The sequence below is a fragment of the Orenia marismortui DSM 5156 genome (genome assembly GCF_000379025.1).
In the GTDB taxonomy this organism is placed as follows: Bacteria; Bacillota; Halanaerobiia; order Halobacteroidales; family Halobacteroidaceae; genus Orenia; species Orenia marismortui.
The window spans coordinates 1,219,866-1,241,500 of the sequence record NZ_KB900617.1 but is presented as its reverse complement, the minus strand read 5'-3'; the positions used below and the strand labels follow the sequence as shown (position 1 = coordinate 1,241,500).

Genomic DNA, 21,635 nt, shown 5'->3' with positions numbered 1-21,635 from the left:
TCATAAAAAATATATGATTTTTTATCATATTACTACCAGAAGTTACATTCTCTTTTAGAATTCTTCTATGTTATAATAAAATTAAATATAGTAAGTACAGGGGGGAGTAGATGAATCTAAAAGGTATAATAAGTTTCTTTCTTATTTTTGCATTAATTTTACCAACAGTAATTATCTTTACTGTAGATACTGTTTATGCATTTGAAGGATTAAGTTTTAATAATAGTATTTTAGATATTTTAAAAGGTATATTAGCAATATTTTTCTTAGGTAAGATGGTAGATAAAGGTGACGAGAGTCAAGAAGTAGTAACGGATTCTAGTCCTCCAGAGGATAATAATGAAGGTGGTTTCGTCGAGGTAGTTGAAGCTCAAGGATGGACAGAGATTGACATATCAGATATTAATGTTACAGGTCTTACACGAGATGAAAAAAATATGCTTGATTTGATTAACAGAGAAAGGTTAAAACATAATCTAGATCCTTTAAAGGTTGATATGAGATTAGTTCAAATTGCTAGAGCTAAAAGCAAAGATATGGTTGTTAATGGCTATTTTAGTCATTACCCTGAAGATGGCATCTTTGCTAAAGGTCCTTTTTCAGTAATGAGAGATTTAGGTATTGATTATTATTTGGCAGGTGAAAATCTAGGGGCTGGCCCACAGGTAGATATAGTACATCAGAATTTAATGGATAGTCCAGCACATAGAAGAAATATATTACATCCTGATTACACTCATATAGGTATTGGAATTATTAATGGGGGAGACTATGGAAAAATGTTCTCTCAAGAATTTGCTAACTTAGGATATTAAAATAGAATATCAGGAGAAATTGAAGTAGTAGCTTAATATTAAGCTACTACTTTTTTTATTAGATATTATCTTGTGGTTAGAATATAGATTTATCTTTTTAACAATATTTTTCTCTAATTCATAGAATATACCAAAATACCAAAGGAGGTAGTTAATCAATGTTTTATCATCTGATAAGGTTTATATTTCTTATATATATAATTATGGTTAATATATACATTTACTATAATTTACATCTATATTCTCTATTTAATAGCCTTTCTAAGAAGAGATATGCCAAGATGGAAGATCTTAATATTGATGAAATTAAGGCAGCTTATATTAAATTATTTGATCAAAAATATATTAGTTAAATTTTATTAACAGATTTGTTTACTAAGTCATAGTATGTATTAGTTTAAAGAAAGGAGGGTGAGAGATATGGATGAAGTTGAAGGAATGCGCAGACATGAAGATGATCGTAGACATGGTGGCTGTAAAAAAGATGTTGATTTTGCAGATATAATTAAGGATTTAATAAGTGAAAATATCGTAGTTATAGTAAAATCAGGAGGAGCATGTGATGATGTTGTTTGCTGTTGTGCTTGGGAAGGAACTTTATGTAGCATAGGAGAAGACTTTATTTTACTAATTGGTGAAGAAGGTAAGATCTACATCCCAGTAGATGCAATAGCAGCTATTATTGAGGATTGCTAAGTGATTTTTAAAGGGGGTAGGTTTTAATCTACCTCTTTTTTATTAACAAAGTTTAGATAAAAATCATATTATGTATTAACTAAATTTGAAAGGAGGTAAAAGAGATGGCTAAAATTCAAAGTGGTTGTAAAAATGATGTTGAATTTGCTGATATAATAGAAGATTTATCAGGAGAAGAGGTAGTTGTTATAGTAAAATCAGGAGGAGCATGTGATGGTGTTGATTGCTGTTGTGCTTGGGAAGGTCTTTTATGTAGTGTAGGTAGAGATTTTATCTTCTTAATTGATGATGGAGAGAGAATTTTTATTCCAGTAGATGCAATAGCAGCAATTATTGAAGATTGCTAATTAATGTTTAAAGGGGTAGTTTTTATCTACCTCTTTTTTTATTAACAGATTGCTACATATATTCATAGTATATATTAGCTTAAATGAAAGGGGGGGAAGATATGTCTGAGTTTAATAAAGGATGTATGAATGATAATGAATTTGAGGATATATTAGAAGATTTAAGTGGTGAGTTTGTAACTGTTATAGTAAAATCTGGAGGCACATGTGATCAAGAATATGGCTGTGGATGTCATAGTGAAAATGGTAACAAAGAGGAAGTAGAGTGTTGTTGTGCTTGGGAAGGTCTTTTATGTAGTATAGGTAGTGATTTTATCTTTTTAATTGATGATGGAGAGAGAATTTTTATTCCAGTAGATGCAATAGCAGCAATTATTGAAGCTTGTTAGCATAAGCAACAAATTAAAGGTAATAAAATTTTATTACCTTTAATTTGTTAACATCTAAGTATAAATAGACATATTATATAGTGTTTTATTAAGTCTCTTTTAGAATAGAAGGGAGGGATAGTATGGATATAGAGTCCAATGAAGTTGATATTGACTTTGATAATTTGGACATTGATATTGATGAAAAGGATTTCTTACAGAAATTAGCCAATGTGATTTCAAAGCGAGAAGAAGAGATTGAAATGATTGAAGAGGAGAAGGAAAAAGAGAAAAGAGAAGAAATGGAAAAATTAGAGTCGATGGAATGTATTAAAGGTATGGATTTTGAAGAAATATTAGAAGATTTAAGAGGGGAATTTGTAACCATAATAATTAAGTCTGGAGGAAGATGCAATGGAGTAGAATGTTGTTGTGCTTATGAAGGACTTTTATGCCAATTAGGAAGAGATCTGATTTTATTAATTGCTAGTGGAAGAAAGATCTTTATTCCAATAGATGCTATAGCAGCGGTTATTGAAGAAGATTAATTTAAACATATTTATTTTAAGAGGTGGTAATACTACCTCTTTTTTTATGTGTGCCTCGTAGATTTAGTAAACAGTAGGTGAAAATCCTATCCATGCTGTTTTCGCCAGTACGGTGTGTGAAATCAACAGTAGCAGGGTGTCTACCGTGAGGTAGAATCTGAAGAGTTTGAGATGAGCAATCAGTCCGGAACAATATGTGAACCAGAGGTGGCATTTAGCTTTGGCGACCCGCCATAAAAACGGGGAAGTCCAATGTTAGCTTGGGGCTCTGTACAAAGGAGAGACAGGTAGCGCTGGTAAATACGTGTAACTGGAAGTGCCCATGTTAGAAAACTAGGTGTGATTAGGGTCGGAATGATTGTAGGGTTTACGTAATTGACCGAGGGAATCTCTAATATAATTCTTTATAGAAATCTATAGAGATAAGTGATGGTATAACTCCAACAGGAAAGCCAGAGTGATGATATATTAGAGTTCAGAAGATATCATAGTAGTGAAAAAAAAATCAACGAAAGTTGATTATAGCGAAGGATATCTAGGTTATTGAAGTTTAAGATTTGATTACTAATGATATCTTAATTTTGAGTGGTTTAAACACTAGTACTATAGTGGGTTCTAGTAGAATTACAAACAGGAAATCATAACTGTAAAGTATGGATAACCTAGAGAACACCATAACCTAAGTAATGGTAAACTGAGAGGTGCGATTGGTGAGAGCTTAGAGACGTGCTCAGGAGTGCTATGAATATAGGGATTAAGATATTAAGGTGAGACAGGAAGAACTAGTAAGTAGTGAAGTTAGGATAGGTGTTAAAATTTCGAACTCTATATAGTTTGAAGGATAAAATCACAAAGAAATTTCACTTATATATTGCAGGACAAAAAGTACTGGATAATGGTGGCTGTGGTGGAGTTGATAATGTAAGCATAGAAGAGTTTAAAAATAATTACAAGATGAATATGCGAGAACTTCATAGACAGCTGATAGAGAATACTTACGAGCCATTACCAGTGTTACGGACGTACATTTCCAAAGGAAATGGAGAAAAGAGACCACTAGGTATTCCAGTAATCAAAGATAGAATTGCTCAACAAGCAGTGAGGCAAGTACTAGAAATATACTTTGAGCGAGAATTTTGTGAATGTTCCTTTGGTTTCAGACCTAATAGGTCTGCTCACGATGCGATAGAAAAGATAGAGAAATATAAAGAACAAGGTTACTACTGGGTGGTAGACGCAGACATTAAATCTTATTTTGATACTATAGACCATGAGTTATTAATGGATTTTATAGCGGAATATATAAGTGATGGTTGGGTATTAGATATTATCAGGTCATGGCTGACAATTGGAGTTATGACTGAAGAAGGTAGAGAAGAAACTAGAGAAGGGACACCTCAAGGAGGTGTCATCTCTCCTCTATTAGCTAATATCTATTTACATTACTTTGATAAGAAAATGACTCGTCGAGGTTACAAAATAGTCCGCTTTGCTGACGACTTTGTAATCTTAACTAAAAATAAGCGCAAAGCAAAGAGAGCGTTAAAAGTTACCCGTAAAATTATAGAGGATGAATTGAAGTTGAAACTTCATCCTCGTAAGACGGTAGTAACTAACTTTTATGATGGATTTGAATTTCTAGGATTCAAATTTCACCATTCTGAATACAAGAGACCTAAAGATAAAGCAATAACAAAATTCAAAAACAAAGTAAGAAAGATTACTAGAAGAACTAGACCTTTTCCTGTAGAAGTAATAATTGCAAAATTAAATCCAGTTTTGAGAGGTTGGGGTAACTATTTCAAGATAGGAAATGTGAAGACTTTGTTTACGAGGTTGGATAAATGGATTAGAATGAGAATGCGTTCGTTTATCGAAAAGAAAAAGGCGATAATGTATCAAAATTATCGCTTTTCAAATAGTTATCTAAGAGATAAAGGACTTCAATCATTACTTACTGATGTGCTCTAATTAAGGGTAAAATATACATCTATGGTAACATAGAGTCGAAGACTTACTCTCTGATAAGGAGCACCAATAACCGAAAGCTGTATACGGGAAAACCGTACGTACAGTTTGACAAGGGGTCCCAGCCGTGAGGCTGGTCCTACTTTATTAACAGATTATAATTGCATTACATAATATAAAATATTATGAGTTGTTTTCAAGGTTAAAAATTATTTTTTAGAATTATTAACTTATTTTAAAGAGGTGACAATTATGGAATTGGATTTAAAGGAAGCGGAGGAATTAGAAGGTTTATTAGAAGAAATCATGATGGATTTAATAAATAATAAATCTAAATCAAGCTCTAATTCCCCTATTCCATCGTTGAATAGTTTTTCTAGGAATAATAAAGTTAGAATTACAGAGAAAGAAGTTATAGACTTATTAAATACTTTAAATGAATTGACTAATAGTTCAAATTCAAAAAATAGTTTAGGTACAAATAGGAGAAAATTTAGAAGGGAGAAAGAAAAGGTGAGCAAAAAAGAAGTAGAAAATATTAAAAGTGAACTTAAAGAATTTATTAGTAATGAGTTAGCTGATTTAGAAAATGGAGAAGTTGAAACTAAAAATATAAATATAAGTAAAAAGAGTAAGCTTTTCAAAGAAGAATTAGATATACATTGGAAAAACTTCGATTACATAGATGTTATTATTGTATCAGGGAGTGAATGTTGTGAGATTTCTGGAATATTATGTGGTGTTTACAATGATTTTATTATCATAGTTGATGAAGGAGATAAAATTAAAATACCTATTGATAAAATATCAGCTATTAAATTATCTAGTGACAATAATAAAAGAAAGAAGAAAGATGACCAGAAGGGAATAGATACTAAAAGTGAATTAACAGAACAGAGCATTAATGATCATTTAGAAGAAGTAGAAAAAGATGTTCATAATGATGAAAAAGAGGTAGATGCACCAGCTGCTGAAAAAATTAAAAGTTCAGATTATGATTTAGATAAGGTAAATGAAATGGATAATCAAGCTGATGATTTAAAAGATAATTCAGATAAAGATGAATCACAGCATTTAAAGGTACTATAAATGCTTAATATTTAGTTTTTGTTATTATACCTCTAGAGCTGAGGTGTTTTTATGTTTAAGGGCATATATTGAATATTTAAAGAAAGTAAATCAAAGAGTTTAATAAATCATTTTTGGTAAATTAAAGTTTTATTAAATATTTATTTAACACTTTATAATAATTTTCCATATTATGTAGTAGTTAATCAAGAAAGGAGGTAAGTATATGTGTAGAAGATTCAAGAAAAGGAAGAAGAAAAAGAAGAAAGATTTAATGGAAAAGATAAAAGAAAAGAAGAAAGAAATGATGAAAAGAATGAGAGATAAGAAGATGAAGAAAAAGGATAAAAAGAGATGTAGAGACAGAGAAGAAGATAGATGCAGAGACAGAGAAGAAGATAGATGTAGAGACAGAGAAGAAGATAGATGTAGAGACAGAGAAGAAGATAGATGTAGAGACAGAGAAGAAGATAGATGTAGAGACAGAGAAGAAGATAGATGCAGAGACAGAGAAGAAGATAGATGCAGAGACAGAGAAGAAGATAGATGTAGAGACAGAGAAGAAGATAGATGTAGAGACCAAAAAGACGGTTATAAATTGATAGGGAGATTAAAGCGATTATCACTTGATGATCAGTTAGTCACTATAATTCTTAAATCTGGAGGAGCATGTGATGGTGTAGATTGTTGTTGTGCACAGACTGGCTGTTTATGTAAGGTAGTAGATAACAAGTTTATTATTTTAGTAGTTTGTGAAGGGGAGTTTTGTAATAAGATTATTATTCCAATTAAGAGTATAGCTGCTATAGTTGTTCCTAGAGATGATTGTTAGATATAATTGATAAATAATAATATAAGTTTCTTAATATTTGATAGAAATGAGTTATCTTTTTAAGATAACTCATTTTATTTTGTTAACTTAGATTAAAGAAAGGATTTATTGATAGTGTACAATATTGTGTGTAAATGTCCTGAGGACATTAAGAATTAAAACAGAAAAAGGAATCCTCTTTAAAATGGTTGAAATAATTGTTATCCCAAACAAAACTCAACCTTAAGGAGGATTCCCTATGAATAGTATAATAGAAAATCTATTATCAGGTCAAGAAAATTTAGATAACAACTTAGACAGTCTTTTATTAAATTTAATTAAAAACTTTTTAGAACTATTACTTCAAAGTGAAATTACTGAATTTCTAGGCTATCAAAAATACAACACTAAAGGTAATAATTCAGGAAATAGTCGTAATGGTTCATATAATCGTGGTCTTCACACTAAATACGGTAAAATTGAAAACTTAAATATACCTAGAGATCGTAATGGTGAATTTAATACTGCTCTTTTTCAACCTCATCAAACACGTGATCAACTCTTAGAAGAGATGATTGTAATGATGTACGCTAGAGGGCTTTCGACTAGAGATATTGCTGATGTTATTGAAAAAATGTATGGTCATCATTATTCACCGTCTACTATTAGCAATATAACTGACATTGCCATTGAAGAAATTGAAAAATGGCGTAATAGAAAGTTGAAAGAACGTTATAGTGTAATTTTTATTGATGGAACAAGTGTTAAAGTTCGTCGTGACCATGTAGATAATGAATCAATCTATGTTATTATAGGCATTGATGAAGAAGGATATAGAGAAATCCTTGATTTTTATATAGCACCTACTGAATCTGCTAGTGTTTGGGAAGAACAATTATCTAAATTAAAATCTAGAGGTGTTCAACAAGTATTACTTGGTGTTATTGATGGTCTACCAGGCTTAAGAGATGCATTTTTAAAAGTATTTCCTAAAGCTGATATCCAAAGGTGTGTAGTTCATAAATTACGCAATACTGCTTCAAAGGTTCGTAAAAAGCATCTAGAAGATATTATGGATGATTTAAAGCCTATTTATAAAGCTTTGACTCTAGAGCAAGCTGAAAAAGCTTTAAATGAGTTTATAGCTAAGTGGCAATCAATTTATCCAGAAGTAACTGATAGTTGGTTAGATGATAAATATGATCTTTTAGCTTTTTATAAATATCCAGAATCCATTAGAAAATCTATATATACTACAAACTGGATTGAAAGAACTAATAAAGAAATTAAGAAAAGACTTAAACCCACCAATAGTTTACCAAATATAACAGCAGCAGAAAAATTAGTTTATCTTACAGTTATTAATTATAATGACCGTTGGTCTCAACGACGAATGAAAGGTTTTTTGCAAGCTAAGGATGACATTATTCAACTTTTTAAAGAGAGATACCAATGATTTCTTAAATCTATTTACACAAAACATTTGACATCATCAATTTATTTGAACAGAGATAGTTTTTAGAATGATAATAATTGGGGATTAATTTATTTTTATAATTGATTATATTCTATTATCTATAGACATATTATTAATAATATAAAAGAATTTATGATGGTTAAGTAAGTCTGGTATTAACAAAATATTAGGTTAACTAATATAATAAATAGTTGGCCTTTAAGATTGCTCTATAATTATAAATTAAGTTTTTTATAATAATATAGCTGATTTTTTAAATTAAAAAGAATTAATAGGGAGGATATAGAATGGAATTGTTAAGACCAATTAAGTTACCTAAAAAGTATGAATTAAGAATGAGAAAAGAAATTAATATTCAAATTGCTTATTTATTTAATTCTGCTCAAGAACAGATTCCAGGTTATTTATCTATTATGGTTAATGACTATGATATCGATTACAAAGAGATTAGATTTTTTGGAGTTGAAAGGCATGGAGATAAGGTTTTGGGAAAAGGGGTAAGCCCTTCTCATATTGGAAATAGTGATGATGGAGAATTTATATTATTATTTGATATTAGTAAGCTTATTGCAAATAAACAATTCACTCCAAAGACAAGTGAAGGGGTTATTACATTAGCAGGTGAAGAAATAGGAAGAAATAAGATAGATATAAATCCTGCTATTTATATAGGGTAGTTAAAATATAATATTTTTAACTTAGATAGATATATTTTATTTGGATTTAATATCAGAGAGCTACCAATTATAATTGGTAGCTCTCTGATATTATTTTTTCTCCATCAGAAGTAAAAAAGTTAAATACTAACTTATCTTTATAAAAATATTTATTGGTTATAGTAAATAAATGACAACTATTAGGTATTGGATTGCCAATTATCTGTACATTATAGCCGCGATAATAAATATCTTCTGCTTTTAAACCTATTAATAGTATTAATAAATTATTAGAAAAAGATATATTATTGAGATTATAGTTGATATTAAAATTATTTAATATATTGGTGGCATCGTTAGGGTTATTAAAGATGTATAGTTTGGTTTTATGTTTATTATTTAAATTTGTTTTAAATAATTTTGTATCAATATCAAGGGGAATATATTCAACTGCTGGATATGGTAATATTTCATCAGGATACCCTAAAGTCATAAAATCACCTCCTTATTATATGTATATGAATATTTATCAAGATACTATTATCCAATAATTGTAAGTTGCTATTATGCACATTTTTAATTGTGTCGCATATATTTATAAATGAAGGTAGTTTAGTAAAAGGAAGGAGGAATAAGATGGCAATTAATTTCAAAGAGGAACAAGTTAGAGTTGAATATGTAATTGGAGAAGATACAGTAAGAGAATCCCAGACTAGAGAGCTTGAAGTTCCAGGTGAGAAACCAAATATAGAGCGTGTATTAGAAGTTAATACTGAGGTAGTAAATGTAGATTATACTGTAGAAGATGGTGGAGTAGACATTCTTACTACAATTGAAGTTGGGGTAATGTATGTAGCAGCACCAACTCCTGATTTAGATCCAGAAGAATATGATGATCAGCCAGTACATTATTTCCATGACCAAATAGAAATTCCTAACTTTGTTGACATTCCAGAAGCAGAAGAAGATATGAGTGCATATGTCGATGTAGATATTATCAGAGCTAGTTATAGTTTTGATCCCGATGAAAATAGAATTGTAGATGTTACAGTAGTTCTTAAAAAGTTTGTCAAAGTATTGGATTATCGCCAGATAACTATTATCAGTGATGTCACAGGAATACGTAAAGAGTTGGTTGAGAAGGAATTATTGAGGATTGAAAATGTAATTGCTGAGGATACCTATAGTGTTGTTGTAGAGGGGATTTTAGATGTACCAGCAAATAAGCCAGAAATCGAAAGGATTCTCAAGGTCACTGGAGGATTAGTAGAGAATGAAACTGCTACTGTTACAGATGGTGGTGTTATTGTTGATGGTGAATTCCAAGCTGGTATTATGTATGTAGCTTTAGAAGATAATCAACCAGTACATTTTGCTGAAGGAACTTTTGATATTAGTGAAGTGGTTGATCTTCCTGGAGCAGAAGAAGGTATGACAACCTATACTAATATTAATGTTAAAAGATGGGATTATACTGTTAGAGAAAATGATGCAGGAGAGGCTAAAGTAGTAGAGGTAAGAGCTGTAGTGGAAATTTTCGTTAAAGTTTTAGAGCCACGCCAGATTATGGTTGTTACTGGAATTGATAGTGATAGAGTTGAAGTTGAAGAAGCCTTGCTTAGAGTAGAAGAAGTAATAGGTGAGAATACAGTTGGTGAAACTGTGACTAAAGAACTTATTGTACCAACTAATAAACCTAATATTGAGGAAGGTGGAATTTTAGAAGCTAGTGCTCAATTAGAGGATGTAGCTTGCGAAGTAGAAGATGGTGGAGTTTTAATTACAGGTAATATCAAGGGTGGAATTCTTTATGTAGCAGCACCAACTCCTGATTTAGATCCAGAAGAATATGATGATCAACCAGTTCATTACTTCCATGATGAGAGATCCTTTGATAACTTTGTAAATATTCCTGAAGCAGAAGCAGGAATGTCTTGTTACAAGGATGTAATCATCAAAAAAGTTAGAGCTACTAGAACTAGTTCTAGGACTGTAGATTTAGTGGTTACTTTAAGTAAATTTGCTAAGGTTACCAACTTTAGACAGCTCACTATTGTAACAGATATAGTAGTGGTATCTCCTGTTGTTGATCAAGATGAATGTGAACGTCCTTCAAGAGTTATTTATGTAGTTCAACCAGGTGATACTTTATACAAAATTGCACGCCGCTATAGAACAACAGTAGATGCAATTGTAGAAGCTAATGATATTTCTAATCCAGATGTTTTAGAAATAGGTCAGAAGTTAATTATACCAAGATGTATAATCGATGGACCTAGAGGATAGATAAAAAGCTGTAGGATTAATCCTACAGCTTTTTTTATTTGTTTGGAACTTCCATAATGATTGGCATAATCATTGGATTTCTACGAGTTTCATTATAGATAAAGTCTCTTAAAGGATCTTTAATTTTGGTTTTTAGAGTAGACCAATCTGTAATATTTTTCTCTTGACATTCATCTAAGGCTTTAGTTAATCGGCTTTTAGCTTCTTCAATTAACTCTTGTGACTCCTTCATATAAACAAAGCCACGAGAGATAATATCAGGACCTGCTAATACCTTTCCTGTTTTACTTTCAATTGTAACAACTACAATTATAATACCATGTTCTGATAGAATTCTACGATCTCTTAGTACTATATTACCTACATCACCAATACCTGTACCATCAATTAAAACTTTACCAGTTGAAATAGAAGAAGCAAAATAGGCTTTATCTTCGCTAACATTTAATCTACTACCATTTTTAGCAATGAAGATATTCTCTTCTGGGATGCCTACTTCTTGGGCTAAGGTAGAATGGTGATAAAGATGACGATATTCACCATGTACTGGTACAAAATATTTTGGTTTAATCATATTAATCATCATCTTTAGTTCTTCTTGATAAGCATGCCCAGATACGTGTACATCTAACTCTCTTCCATAGATTACTTTGGCTCCTTTTTCAAAGAGTTTATTAATTGTTTCGCCTACAGACCTTTCATTTCCTGGGATAGGAGTTGCTGATAATAGAACAGTATCACCTTTATGAAGGTTAATTTGTCTATGATCTCCTCGGGAAATTCTAGTTAAAGAAGCCATTGTTTCTCCTTGGCTACCAGTCATCATATAGACAATTTTATGATCAGGAAGATTATTAGCTTTTCTAATTTCCACTAACATATCATCAGGAAAGTTTAAGTAACCTAATTCTTTAGCAATTTTGGTATTAGCAATCATACTGCGGCCAGAGATTGCTATCTTACGACCAGTTTTGTAGGCTGCATTAATAATCTGTTGTAATCTATCTAAGTGAGATGAGAAAGTAGCTACAATAATCCGCCCTTTAGCTTTCTCAAAGATCCCATTAATATTTTCTTCTACAACTCTTTCAGATATAGAATATCCTTTATGTTCAGCATTAGTACTATCTGATAATAGGGCAAGCACACCTTCTTCTCCTAGTTTAGTTAAACCATTAAAATCTGTAGGTTCTTCATTAATCGGAGTTTGGTCAAATTTAAAATCTCCGGTATAGACTATAGTACCTGAAGGAGTTTTAATCCCCATGGCAACTGCATCAGGAATACTATGGTTTACTTTAACAAATTTTATTTGGAAAGGATTTAAAGATATTTCTTCTCCGGCAGATATTTCTCTTAGTTTAGCTTCTTTTAATAGACGATTTTCTTCTAGTTTCTTTTTGATCATTCCGATAGTCAATTTTGTGCCGTAAATTGGGATATTACTTATCTCTCGTAAAAAGTAAGGGATTGCTCCAATATGGTCTTCATGTCCATGGCTAATCAACATTGCCTTTATTCTATCTTTGTTCTTTATAAGATAAGATATATCTGGCATTACTAGATCTATTCCAAGCATATCTTCTGTTGGAAACATAATACCACAATCTAAGATTAAAATTTCATTGTTGTATTCGATCAACATCATATTATTTCCGATTTCCCCTCTACCGCCCAAAGGGATAATAGAGAGTTCAGGTTTTTTAATCATATATATCACCTCAACTATTATTATATACATAATTATACTCTTTAATCCATCAGAAGTACAGTATCAATCAGGTATTTTAATTAGCTGTCCAGGATAAATAGAGTTTTTATTTTTAATCTGTTTATTAATTTTTAGTAATTTATTAACAGTTGTATTATGATTTTTAGCAATCTTATAAAGAGTATCTCCATTTTTGACAGTATAATACAGAAATCCTCTAGAATTATTATGATTATATTTAATTTCAACAGGTGTTCCAATGTCAATTCGCTTATAAACAAACTCTGCATCTTTATTATACATCCTGACACAACCATGAGAAACTGCTTGACCAATTAACCAAGGTTTATTAGTACCATGGATTCCGTGCATTTTATGGGTGAATTGCATCCATCTACTACCTAGTGCTTTATTATATGGATTTTTAGTCTTATTAATAATGGAAAAATTACCTGTTGGTGTAGGTGTACTTTCTTTTCCAATTGCTACAGGGAAAGATGAGATAATCTTATTATTTTGATATAGATATAACATTCTTTCATTTAGAACAATTAAAATTTTAGCCATATATTTACCTCCTTTATGTCATGATCTTATTAATAATATATTAATATTTGTATCGATGAGTTAATAATATCTGAGATAAAAAATTATTATGCAGATATTTGAATTGGAAGTAAGACTTAATGGATGTAAAGAGACACTTTTAGGTGCTAGGTGATAGGTCATAGGAGTTAGTAAGATCTTTCTATGTCCTAGCTCCTAACGCCTAACTCCGAAACTGTCGCTTTATCTTTCTATAACGACATATTTAAATTTTGATCCATGTCTGGATATATATTAAATTTATTTTAAGTGAATAATCGAATCAAAAACCACAAATTGGATAAAATATAGCGATAAATGAAAATGGGAGGAAAATAGATGAATAGCAATAGCTTACTAAATGAAGTAATAATTTCTATAGCCAGTGAAGAAGATATTCCTGTGATAAGGATAGACAAGGATATAATTCAATTAGGTTATGGTAAGCATAGCAAATTGATAAGTGATGGAGTTATTAATGATAATACTTCGCCTGTAGCCCTTAATATTATTTCTAATAAATCTTTATTAAAGAAAATCTTATTAAAATTTGGACTACCTCTAGCAAGTGATCTTAATTTGATGGGGACAGGAATAGAGTATAATTTTTTAGTTCTAAATAATGATTTAATTACTGTTAATAAGTATTATCAAGAGAAAAATAATATTTCAAATCAAAAGGTATCTATTGATAAGGTCAATGATAGCATTAAGAAAATTGTTATTAAGGCAGTGAGGATGGTTGATCTAAATATTGCTGAGGTAAAATTAAAATCTTTTAATATTTCTGCTCCTCTAGCAGAAGGAGAAGGTATTATAGATATAAGAGCAATCCCTGATTTTAGAAGATATCATAGTTTGGATTCGGAAATTATAAAGAATATTTCTCAAAAAATTTTAGAAGAACTTACTCCAAAAGCAATACCAATTATTTCAATTATAGATCAGGGTGATATTACAACTAAGATAATAGCCAAAATTTTAGCAGAGTCAGGTGTTGGGATAGGATTAGAAGATATGCCAAACCAGCATCTAGGTGAGAGTTCTATTCTGAAGGATAAAAAAATTGAAACTGCCATTTTTAATATTCAAAAGGGGGCAATTAAGTCAAAAGAATTTATGGTCAATTGGAATAATATTTTGGTAATTTCCGATTTGAGTAATATAATTTCTAATATAATGGAAATAAAGATATTTGAGCTGTTAAAAAAAGATGGGTGTTTAATATTAGATATAGATAAGCTTAAAGCAAGTAGTTTGATAAGAGAACCTAAAATTAAAAGATCTATATATTGTAGTTTTTCTAAAGATAACACATTAATTCAAAGACAAATTAAAAGATGTCAAGAGGCAGTTTACATTAATGATGGTAATATAATTTTATTTGATGGATCAGATGAACTTCCAATTATAGCAGTTTATAGATTAATTAAAAAGAAGGAAGATTTAAAGAGTATTCTTTTAGCAATAGCAGTAGCTTATGTTTATGGTATTCCTGTCTATATAATTAGGTCTATTTTAACTAAAATTAAAAATATTCCTCAAAATATAAGTTATATTTTTGAATCTTAAAGGCTATATTCTTATTTAAGGAGGAATTTAAATTAAAATGACTAACTACCTATATATGTAGTATAAATTAAGAGGTGAATATAATGGTAGATAATATAGATTTAAAATCATATGCAAAAATAAATTTAACATTAGATGTATTAGCTAAAAGAAAAGATGGATACCATGAAGTGGAAATGATTATGCAGACTATTGACTTATCAGATAAACTTTCTTTTAGTAAAATAAAAAAAGGAATAGAAATCATAACAGATCATCCTGATGTTCCAACTGATAACTCTAATTTGATCTATAAAGCAGCTAAGATGTTATTTGGTGAATTTAGTATATGCGAGGGAATTAGGGTCAATCTAACTAAAAGAATACCAGTTGCAGCAGGTTTAGCAGGTGGTAGCAGTAATGCCGCTGCTACTTTAGTAGCTATTAATCAATTATGGGGTTTAAATTTAAGCAAAGAAGAATTGGCTACTAGAGCAGCTGATTTGGGAGCAGATATTCCTTTTTGTATTAATGGGGGAACTCAACTTGCAACAGGAATAGGAACTGAACTTAAGATATTAGATCAAGCACCAGAAATATATTTAGTTCTTGTTAATCCTCCATTTGAAGTATCAACAGCTGAAGTATATGGGAATCTAGATTTGCATAAAATTAATATTTATCCAAACAAAGATAAAGTTTTAGAGGGATTAAAAGATAAAAGAAGCGATCTTATTATAAAATGGAGTTCTAATCTTTTAGAAAATGTAACATTAAAACGTTATCCTGATGTGAAGAGGTTAAAAGAGAAGGTAGATAGTTTAACTTCAAAAGCATTAATGTCTGGGAGTGGTCCTACAGTATTAGGATTTGTCAGAGGGATAAAAGAAGCAAATAAAGTCAAAAATATATTAGAACAAGAGCTAGATAATAAACATCATATAGTTGTTACCAAGACTAACAATAAAGGAATAGAAGAAATTTAAACTAATAGGGAGGCATATCAATGGGTATAGACGCTATTGTTTTAGCAGGGGCCAAAAATAATGGTGATTTATCGAAAATTAGTAAAGAAAAATATGAGGCTTTAATTGAAATTAATGGCAAAGAAATGATAAAATATTTATTAGATACTCTAGATGATACAGATTTAATAGATAATATTATAGTAGTAGGTCCAGAAGAGATGAGTAAAGAGAAAATTGATAAGTTTATTCCTTGTCAAAACTCATTATTAGAGAATATTAAATTAGGGTTGCAGACAGCAAAAAGTCCTTATAGTTTAATTTTTACTGCCGATATTCCTCTTATTACTGTTGAAGCAATTCACCAATTTTTAGCAAAATGTGATGGTGATAAAGCAGCCTTTTATTATCCAGTTATTAGAAAAGAGTTTATGGAAATTAGTTTTCCAAATAGCAAGAGAACATATTTTACACTTGAGGAAGGAGTCTTTACAGGTGGTAATATCTTCTTAGTTAATAATGAAGTTCTTTTAAGACAAGAGGATATATTAAGTAAGATATTAAATTGGCGTAAAAAACCATGGAAACTAGCATATTTATTAGGTTTTAAATTTATAATTAAGTTATTGTCTGGGAATCTATCTATTAACTTAATTGAAGAAGAGATCTATAAATTAACTGGATATACTGGCAAAGCTATTATTTTGGATTACCCAGAAGTTGGATTTGATATAGATAAGCCAGAACATTTTAACTTAATAGAAGAATTATACTTAAGTTCGGATATAAAAAGTAATTAACCTATTTACAAAGCTAGTAATTAATGATAATATGTTATGTTGTAAAGTTTAATATCAAATTCGGCTATAATGTTCGGAAGGAGTGTCGGATATTTAATATGAAAATGAGACGCAGTGAAAGAATAGTTGCAGTCACTAAAATCTTAACAGATCAACCTTATAAATTGATCTCTTTAAATTATTTTACTGAACGTTTTGATGCAGCTAAATCTACTATTAGTGAGGACTTATCAATAATAAAAAGGGTCTTTTCATTAGAGAAAATGGGAAAAGTAGAAACTATATCTGGAGCAGCAGGTGGAGTTAGATTTATTCCAGATAAAGGAGTTAAAGATATTAAAGATGTTATTAATGAATTATCTTCTTACTTATCTGACCCAGAGCGTATTTTGCCTGGGGGATATATATATATGACAGATTTAATATTCAATCCTGGATTAATGGATAAGATAGGAGAAGTATTTGCAACTAAATTCTCTGATTTAGGTGCTGAATATATAATTACTATGGAGACTAAAGGGATACCTATTGCATTTATGGCTGCTAGAGCCTTAAATTTACCCTTGGTAAGTATTAGAAAAAGCAGTCGTGTTACAGAAGGTTCAGTGGTAAGTATTAATTATGTAACTGGTTCTTCAAAGAAAATTGAGACTATGTCATTATCTCGTCGAGCTTTACCAGAAGGTTCAAAAGTAATTATCATTGATGATTTTATGAAAGCTGGAGGAACTGCTAAAGGGATGTTAGACTTAATGGCTGAGTTTAAAGCAGAAGTATTAGATTTAGGAGTACTAGTTGAAACTTCTACCCCTCAAGATAAATTAGTTGAAGATTATACTTCTTTAGTAGTATTAGACGAGGTTGATCAAATAAATCAAAAAATTATTGTAAAGCCTAGTGATTGGGTTACTAACTTAGAATAAATTTTCTATACTGAAGGAGGAATGATGATGTCTGAATTAGATGCTGAAACACCTTTGTATTCTATTGGTGTAGTAAAAGAAATGACTGGATTAACAGGAAGACAGATTAGATATTATGAAGAGTCTGAGTTAATAAAGCCTGCTAGAACGAAAGGAAACCAAAGAATTTATTCTCAAAATGATATTGAAAAGCTAAAAGAGATTAAAGAAATGTTAGCTAAGGGCTTAAATATAGCAGGTATTAAAGAAAAACTAGGTACTGTTAGTCAAAACAGGAAAAAGAATAAAAAGAAAAAAGCTAAAGCAGTTTATGATGGTCGTCCTTTAAATAAATTTAATAGAGGAAAAAAAGGATTAACTTCTTTATATCCAGTTTCTGATCGTGCACAACTATTACAAATTTTAGATAAAAAGGAAAATAAAAAAGATTAAACCTCTTGTTTTTGGCAAGGGGGTTTATTATATAGATTTAAATATTATAAATTTAGAAATTAATTTCTATAGTTTAGATTAGAAGAAGCATCTTTTATATATAGGATAACTTAGATTTAAAATACATATAATAAGCTTGACAGTATAATTTCTCTTTGTTATAATACCTGTGATTAATTAGCAATAAATCTACTTAATATATTTTATGATTTTGCTTATAACAATGGGGTAAGTACTCCATTGTTTATTTTATTAACATATAATATGTTTTTGAAGCAGACTTAATTGCTATTAATATTCAACAAATATATTTAAATTCGGCAGTTAATATCAGTAAATTTTATGGGATTATCTTATTATTTATATCCTGTATCTAGGGAAGGAGTTATTATGAAGATTTATCTCGATACAGATGAGCTATATCAAGATGAACTTTATGAACATAAATTAGCTGTAATTTTAGGTAGAGGAAAAAGGTTAAAAAAGATGTTACAAACTTTTCCTACAGAATATGATTTTAAGAAAGCTTCTTTAAGCAGGATAGCTAAGGTAATCAATATTGAGAATAAAGATTCTAAAATTTTAGCACAATTAAAAGAGTTAGATAAAACTTATCAGCGCTTAACCAAACCTAAGTTTGATATTAATTTAAGCAAGAAACCTAAGTCAGAAGTTATAATGTGTATTGATACTGAATATTTATGGAGTGACTTGGATTCAATTCAGTATGCTATTAAGAGTAAAAAAGGATGGAAGACGGGTATTATTTTCACTAATGATGAGATAGCCCCATCGGTTGATATAAAAGAGGGTATAAATATTTTGATGGATATAATTACTTTGGTTCAGCCTGATATCTTTGTAGGTCATAATTTTAATTGTGATATAACTGTTTTAGAAAAGGCTTATGGTGCTAAATTAAAACCTTTACATAATTATGATGATACAATGCATATGATAAGAAAAAGTAATGTGGCTAATATTATTGGTGGTGCAAGTTTAGATAATATTATCGAAAGTATATTTGCAGATAATACAATTGGACTCTTTAATGCTTATCAAAACTTAGATCTTTTTATTAAGTATGGATTAAAGGATGCGATTTATCCTATTTATGCTCGTGAGTATTTTATGACTGGCAGTGTGCCAGAGGTAAAGGATAAGATAAAGTTAAATAATATTGTTCGACCAGAGACCTGGGATTTAATACAATTTGATTCTATTTCTTTAAGGAGGAAGATTAATGAATAATCTTGTAACAATTACTCTGGCTGCAGGAAAAGGAACAAGGATGAAATCTAAGTTGCCTAAAGTATTACATAAAGTAGCAGGAAAGAGTATGGTACAACATGTAGTAGATACAGCTGATACATTAGAGCCTACCAATAATATTGTAATAGTAGGATATAAATCTGAATTGGTTAAGAAGCAAACAGAGGGTAAGATGAAATTCATTAAACAAGATAAGCAGCTAGGTACAGGGCATGCAGTAATGCAGGCTAGAGATGAATTAGTTGATTTTTCGGGCACTGTTTTAGTCTTATATGGCGATACACCTTTATTAACTGAGAAGACACTAGAAAATTTAATTACTTATCATCAAGAAGAAGAGGCTGCAGTTACTATTTTAACTACTAAATTAGATGATCCAAGTGGTTATGGTAGAATTGTTCGAGATCAAGAAGGTTTTGTCGAGAAAATAGTTGAAGATAAAGATACTACTGACATTGAAGCTAAAATTAATGAAATTAACACAGGTATTTGTTGCTTTGATAATAAATTATTACTAGATGCTTTAGATAAGCTAGATACAGATAATTCTCAAGGTGAGTATTATCTAACAGATGTTGCTGGTATTTTAGCTGAAGAAGGTAATTTAGTTACAGCTTTATCTATAGATAATTACCAAGAGACTATAGGTGTTAATACAAGAAATCATTTGGCTAAAGCAGAAAAAGTTTTAAGAAATAGAATTTGTAGAAAGCATATGGAACAGGGTGTAACAATTGTTGATCCTGAAAATACATATATAGATAGTCAAGTTAAGATTGGTCAAGATACAATTATATATCCTTTTGTTTTTATAGAAGGAGAAAGTAGTATTGATGAAGAAGTAACTATTGGCCCTCAATGTAGAATTGTAGATTCTTATGTCGGAAGAAGGGTTAATATCGAATCATCGACTATAATTGAAAGTGAGATAGGTGATAGTAGTATAGTTGGTCCTTACGCATATGTGCGTCCAGGTAGTAAAGTTGGTAAAGAAGTTAAGATAGGTGATTTCGTTGAAGTTAAAAATTCAGAAATTGGGTCTAAAAGTAAGATCCCTCATTTGAGTTATATTGGTGATACTACTATTGGGACAGATACTAATATAGGTGCTGGAACAATTACCGCTAATTATGATGGAAAAGAAAAGCATCGTACTGTTATTGGAGATAATTCATTTATTGGAAGTGATTCTACTCTGATTGCTCCAATTAGAGTAGGTGATAATGCAACTACTGGTGCTGGAGCGGTAGTTACAAAAGATGTAAAAGATGGAGATGTTGTTGTTGGAGTACCGGCTAAGTCAATTGAATAGTTATTAATTTATAATTAATATAAAGTATATAATATTAATAGGAGGTCTATATTAAATGCCGTCAAATACCAATGAATTGAAAGTTATTACAGGTAATGCTAATCCCCAAATAGCAAAAGAAGTTTGTGATTGTTTAGGTACAGAATTAGTAAATGCTAAAGTTAGTCGTTTTAGCGATGGAGAAATTGGTGTTCAAATTGAAGATAGTGTTAGAGGAGACCATGTGTTTGTAATTCAACCAACTTGCCCACCAGTTAATGACAATTTGATGGAATTATTGGTTATGATTGATGCTTTAAAAAGAGCATCTGCCAAAGAAATTACTGCAGTAGTTCCTTATTATGGCTATGCGCGTCAAGATAGAAAGGCTAAACCAAGAGATCCAATTACAGCTAAGTTGGTTGCTAACTTATTAACTGAGGCTGGAGCAGATCGTATGTTAGCAATTGATTTGCATGCTCGTCAAATTCAAGGTTTTTTTGATATTCCAGTAGATAATCTTTTTGGTGCTCCAAGGTTAGCTGATTACTTTTTAGAAAAGAAGCTGGAGGATGTAATTGTAGTTGCTCCTGATATTGGCGGAGTTAAAAGAGCACGTGATTTTGCTGATAAATTAGATACTTCTATTGCTATTATAGATAAAAGAAGGCCTAAGGCTAATGTATCAGAAGTTATGAATATAATTGGTGATGTTAAAGACAAGACTGTGATTCTAGTAGATGATATGATTGATACAGCAGGGACAATTACTAATGCTGCTCAAGCATTAAAAGATAGAGGTGCTAAAGAGATATATGCAACTTGTAGTCACCCATTATTTTCTGGTCCTGCAGTAGAAAGATTATCAAATTCACCAATTACAGAATTAGTGGTTACTAATACAATACCTTTAGTTGATGATAAAGTAATGGATAAATTAACAGTATTATCAGTAGCTCCATTATTAGCTGAAGGGATTGAAAGAATTCACAAAGATTTACCAGTTAGTGTATTGTTCTAATAGCTATTAATTACTTATAAATAGAGGATTAAATAATGATTAAT

The 21,635-nt window shown here is 30.3% G+C and carries 22 protein-coding genes; 19 read left to right on the top strand and 3 right to left on the bottom strand.

The features are described 5' to 3' along the window. Positions 1 to 110 precede the first annotated feature (110 nt). The 10 genes from OREMA_RS19110 (at position 111) to OREMA_RS0105540 (ending at position 8,775) form a co-directional block, all read left to right on the top strand. On the top strand, positions 111 to 815 hold the full coding sequence (locus tag OREMA_RS19110) for a CAP domain-containing protein (protein WP_018248299.1): 705 nt from the start codon (positions 111 to 113) through the stop codon (positions 813 to 815). Positions 816 to 1,235: 420 nt separating this feature from the next. After that, positions 1,236 to 1,511, top strand: coding sequence for a hypothetical protein (locus OREMA_RS17225; protein ID WP_018248297.1), 276 nt, complete (start codon positions 1,236 to 1,238; stop codon positions 1,509 to 1,511). A 104-nt stretch (positions 1,512 to 1,615) separates the two neighbouring features. Continuing rightward, positions 1,616 to 1,858, top strand: a complete 243-nt coding sequence (locus OREMA_RS0105575) for a hypothetical protein (RefSeq protein WP_018248296.1) — start codon at positions 1,616 to 1,618, stop codon at positions 1,856 to 1,858. Positions 1,859 to 1,959: 101 nt separating this feature from the next. Continuing rightward, positions 1,960 to 2,247, top strand: coding sequence for a hypothetical protein (locus OREMA_RS0105570; RefSeq protein ID WP_018248295.1), 288 nt, complete (start codon positions 1,960 to 1,962; stop codon positions 2,245 to 2,247). A gap of 122 nt (positions 2,248 to 2,369) precedes the next feature. Then, positions 2,370 to 2,774, top strand: coding sequence for a hypothetical protein (locus OREMA_RS19180; RefSeq protein ID WP_018248294.1), 405 nt, complete (start codon positions 2,370 to 2,372; stop codon positions 2,772 to 2,774). Positions 2,775 to 3,581: 807 nt separating this feature from the next. Further along, positions 3,582 to 4,745 (top strand): group II intron reverse transcriptase/maturase, encoded by a 1,164-nt coding sequence (gene ltrA / locus OREMA_RS0105560; protein WP_018247545.1) that lies wholly within the window; start codon positions 3,582 to 3,584, stop codon positions 4,743 to 4,745. 249 nt (positions 4,746 to 4,994) lie between these two features. Further along, on the top strand, positions 4,995 to 5,831 hold the full coding sequence (locus tag OREMA_RS18235; RefSeq protein WP_018248293.1) for a hypothetical protein: 837 nt from the start codon (positions 4,995 to 4,997) through the stop codon (positions 5,829 to 5,831). Between the two features lie 205 nt (positions 5,832 to 6,036). Next, positions 6,037 to 6,642: a hypothetical protein gene (locus OREMA_RS0105550; RefSeq protein ID WP_018248292.1), complete on the top strand. Its 606-nt coding sequence runs from the start codon at positions 6,037 to 6,039 to the stop codon at positions 6,640 to 6,642. A 238-nt stretch (positions 6,643 to 6,880) separates the two neighbouring features. Further along, the gene (locus OREMA_RS0105545) at positions 6,881 to 8,077 is read left to right on the top strand and encodes an IS256 family transposase (RefSeq protein ID WP_018248291.1); all 1,197 of its coding nucleotides are present in this window, start codon (positions 6,881 to 6,883) and stop codon (positions 8,075 to 8,077) included. A gap of 308 nt (positions 8,078 to 8,385) precedes the next feature. Further along, positions 8,386 to 8,775, top strand: coding sequence for a hypothetical protein (locus OREMA_RS0105540; protein ID WP_018248290.1), 390 nt, complete (start codon positions 8,386 to 8,388; stop codon positions 8,773 to 8,775). A gap of 67 nt (positions 8,776 to 8,842) precedes the next feature. Here OREMA_RS0105540 and OREMA_RS0105535 read toward each other — a convergent pair whose 3' ends face one another. After that, a complete protein-coding gene (locus tag OREMA_RS0105535) occupies positions 8,843 to 9,247 on the bottom strand; it encodes a hypothetical protein (RefSeq protein ID WP_018248289.1) in 405 nt (134 codons plus the stop codon). Positions 9,248 to 9,390: 143 nt separating this feature from the next. On the opposite strand from OREMA_RS0105535, the gene OREMA_RS0105530 reads away from it, so the two are divergent. Continuing rightward, positions 9,391 to 11,040 carry a DUF3794 and LysM peptidoglycan-binding domain-containing protein gene (locus tag OREMA_RS0105530; RefSeq protein WP_018248288.1) on the top strand — a complete coding sequence of 550 codons (1,650 nt, stop codon included), beginning with the start codon at positions 9,391 to 9,393 and terminating at the stop codon, positions 11,038 to 11,040. A gap of 34 nt (positions 11,041 to 11,074) precedes the next feature. Here the strand turns inward: OREMA_RS0105530 and OREMA_RS0105525 are convergent, their stop codons facing one another. Beyond that, positions 11,075 to 12,751, bottom strand: coding sequence for a ribonuclease J (locus tag OREMA_RS0105525; protein ID WP_026188920.1), 1,677 nt, complete (start codon positions 12,749 to 12,751; stop codon positions 11,075 to 11,077). A 63-nt stretch (positions 12,752 to 12,814) separates the two neighbouring features. Next, positions 12,815 to 13,318 (bottom strand): L,D-transpeptidase family protein, encoded by a 504-nt coding sequence (locus OREMA_RS0105520; protein ID WP_018248286.1) that lies wholly within the window; start codon positions 13,316 to 13,318, stop codon positions 12,815 to 12,817. A 357-nt stretch (positions 13,319 to 13,675) separates the two neighbouring features. Here OREMA_RS0105520 and OREMA_RS0105515 point away from each other — a divergent pair, with 357 nt between their 5' ends. From OREMA_RS0105515 to OREMA_RS0105480, 8 genes are all read left to right on the top strand, one after another. Continuing rightward, positions 13,676 to 14,908: a hypothetical protein gene (locus OREMA_RS0105515; RefSeq protein WP_018248285.1), complete on the top strand. Its 1,233-nt coding sequence runs from the start codon at positions 13,676 to 13,678 to the stop codon at positions 14,906 to 14,908. An 83-nt stretch (positions 14,909 to 14,991) separates the two neighbouring features. Then, positions 14,992 to 15,873 carry a 4-(cytidine 5'-diphospho)-2-C-methyl-D-erythritol kinase gene (gene ispE / locus OREMA_RS0105510; RefSeq protein WP_018248284.1) on the top strand — a complete coding sequence of 294 codons (882 nt, stop codon included), beginning with the start codon at positions 14,992 to 14,994 and terminating at the stop codon, positions 15,871 to 15,873. A 20-nt stretch (positions 15,874 to 15,893) separates the two neighbouring features. After that, positions 15,894 to 16,652: an NTP transferase domain-containing protein gene (locus OREMA_RS0105505; RefSeq protein WP_018248283.1), complete on the top strand. Its 759-nt coding sequence runs from the start codon at positions 15,894 to 15,896 to the stop codon at positions 16,650 to 16,652. Between the two features lie 98 nt (positions 16,653 to 16,750). Beyond that, positions 16,751 to 17,575: a pur operon repressor gene (gene purR / locus OREMA_RS0105500; protein ID WP_018248282.1), complete on the top strand. Its 825-nt coding sequence runs from the start codon at positions 16,751 to 16,753 to the stop codon at positions 17,573 to 17,575. Between the two features lie 27 nt (positions 17,576 to 17,602). After that, positions 17,603 to 18,007, top strand: a complete 405-nt coding sequence (locus OREMA_RS0105495; protein ID WP_018248281.1) for a MerR family transcriptional regulator — start codon at positions 17,603 to 17,605, stop codon at positions 18,005 to 18,007. 390 nt (positions 18,008 to 18,397) lie between these two features. Continuing rightward, a complete protein-coding gene (locus tag OREMA_RS0105490) occupies positions 18,398 to 19,258 on the top strand; it encodes a hypothetical protein (protein ID WP_018248280.1) in 861 nt (286 codons plus the stop codon). Beyond that, the gene (gene glmU, locus OREMA_RS0105485; RefSeq protein ID WP_018248279.1) at positions 19,251 to 20,591 is read left to right on the top strand and encodes a bifunctional UDP-N-acetylglucosamine diphosphorylase/glucosamine-1-phosphate N-acetyltransferase GlmU; all 1,341 of its coding nucleotides are present in this window, start codon (positions 19,251 to 19,253) and stop codon (positions 20,589 to 20,591) included. Before OREMA_RS0105490 ends, glmU begins: the two co-directional genes overlap by 8 nt. A gap of 55 nt (positions 20,592 to 20,646) precedes the next feature. Continuing rightward, entirely contained in the window at positions 20,647 to 21,591 is a 945-nt protein-coding gene (locus tag OREMA_RS0105480) for a ribose-phosphate diphosphokinase (RefSeq protein ID WP_018248278.1), read from the top strand. The last annotated feature ends 44 nt before the right edge of the window (positions 21,592 to 21,635 follow it).

Excerpts from the sequence above, each read along its gene's own strand:
- OREMA_RS0105490 (WP_018248280.1), top strand. The coding sequence starts at position 18,398 with ATGAAGATTTATCTCGATACAGATGAGCTATATCAAGATGAACTTTAT.
- ispE (WP_018248284.1), top strand. The coding sequence starts at position 14,992 with ATGGTAGATAATATAGATTTAAAATCATATGCAAAAATAAATTTAACA.
- OREMA_RS0105480 (WP_018248278.1), top strand. The coding sequence starts at position 20,647 with ATGCCGTCAAATACCAATGAATTGAAAGTTATTACAGGTAATGCTAAT.
- OREMA_RS18235 (WP_018248293.1), top strand. The coding sequence starts at position 4,995 with ATGGAATTGGATTTAAAGGAAGCGGAGGAATTAGAAGGTTTATTAGAA.
- OREMA_RS0105575 (WP_018248296.1), top strand. The coding sequence starts at position 1,616 with ATGGCTAAAATTCAAAGTGGTTGTAAAAATGATGTTGAATTTGCTGAT.
- OREMA_RS0105545 (WP_018248291.1), top strand. The coding sequence starts at position 6,881 with ATGAATAGTATAATAGAAAATCTATTATCAGGTCAAGAAAATTTAGAT.
- OREMA_RS0105530 (WP_018248288.1), top strand. The coding sequence starts at position 9,391 with ATGGCAATTAATTTCAAAGAGGAACAAGTTAGAGTTGAATATGTAATT.
- OREMA_RS19180 (WP_018248294.1), top strand. The coding sequence starts at position 2,370 with ATGGATATAGAGTCCAATGAAGTTGATATTGACTTTGATAATTTGGAC.
- OREMA_RS0105520 (WP_018248286.1), bottom strand. The coding sequence starts at position 13,318 with ATGGCTAAAATTTTAATTGTTCTAAATGAAAGAATGTTATATCTATAT.
- OREMA_RS17225 (WP_018248297.1), top strand. The coding sequence starts at position 1,236 with ATGGATGAAGTTGAAGGAATGCGCAGACATGAAGATGATCGTAGACAT.
- glmU (WP_018248279.1), top strand. The coding sequence starts at position 19,251 with ATGAATAATCTTGTAACAATTACTCTGGCTGCAGGAAAAGGAACAAGG.
- OREMA_RS0105570 (WP_018248295.1), top strand. The coding sequence starts at position 1,960 with ATGTCTGAGTTTAATAAAGGATGTATGAATGATAATGAATTTGAGGAT.
- OREMA_RS0105540 (WP_018248290.1), top strand. The coding sequence starts at position 8,386 with ATGGAATTGTTAAGACCAATTAAGTTACCTAAAAAGTATGAATTAAGA.
- OREMA_RS0105525 (WP_026188920.1), bottom strand. The coding sequence starts at position 12,751 with ATGATTAAAAAACCTGAACTCTCTATTATCCCTTTGGGCGGTAGAGGG.
- OREMA_RS0105495 (WP_018248281.1), top strand. The coding sequence starts at position 17,603 with ATGTCTGAATTAGATGCTGAAACACCTTTGTATTCTATTGGTGTAGTA.
- OREMA_RS0105550 (WP_018248292.1), top strand. The coding sequence starts at position 6,037 with ATGTGTAGAAGATTCAAGAAAAGGAAGAAGAAAAAGAAGAAAGATTTA.
- purR (WP_018248282.1), top strand. The coding sequence starts at position 16,751 with ATGAAAATGAGACGCAGTGAAAGAATAGTTGCAGTCACTAAAATCTTA.
- OREMA_RS0105505 (WP_018248283.1), top strand. The coding sequence starts at position 15,894 with ATGGGTATAGACGCTATTGTTTTAGCAGGGGCCAAAAATAATGGTGAT.
- OREMA_RS0105515 (WP_018248285.1), top strand. The coding sequence starts at position 13,676 with ATGAATAGCAATAGCTTACTAAATGAAGTAATAATTTCTATAGCCAGT.
- OREMA_RS19110 (WP_018248299.1), top strand. The coding sequence starts at position 111 with ATGAATCTAAAAGGTATAATAAGTTTCTTTCTTATTTTTGCATTAATT.
- OREMA_RS0105535 (WP_018248289.1), bottom strand. The coding sequence starts at position 9,247 with ATGACTTTAGGGTATCCTGATGAAATATTACCATATCCAGCAGTTGAA.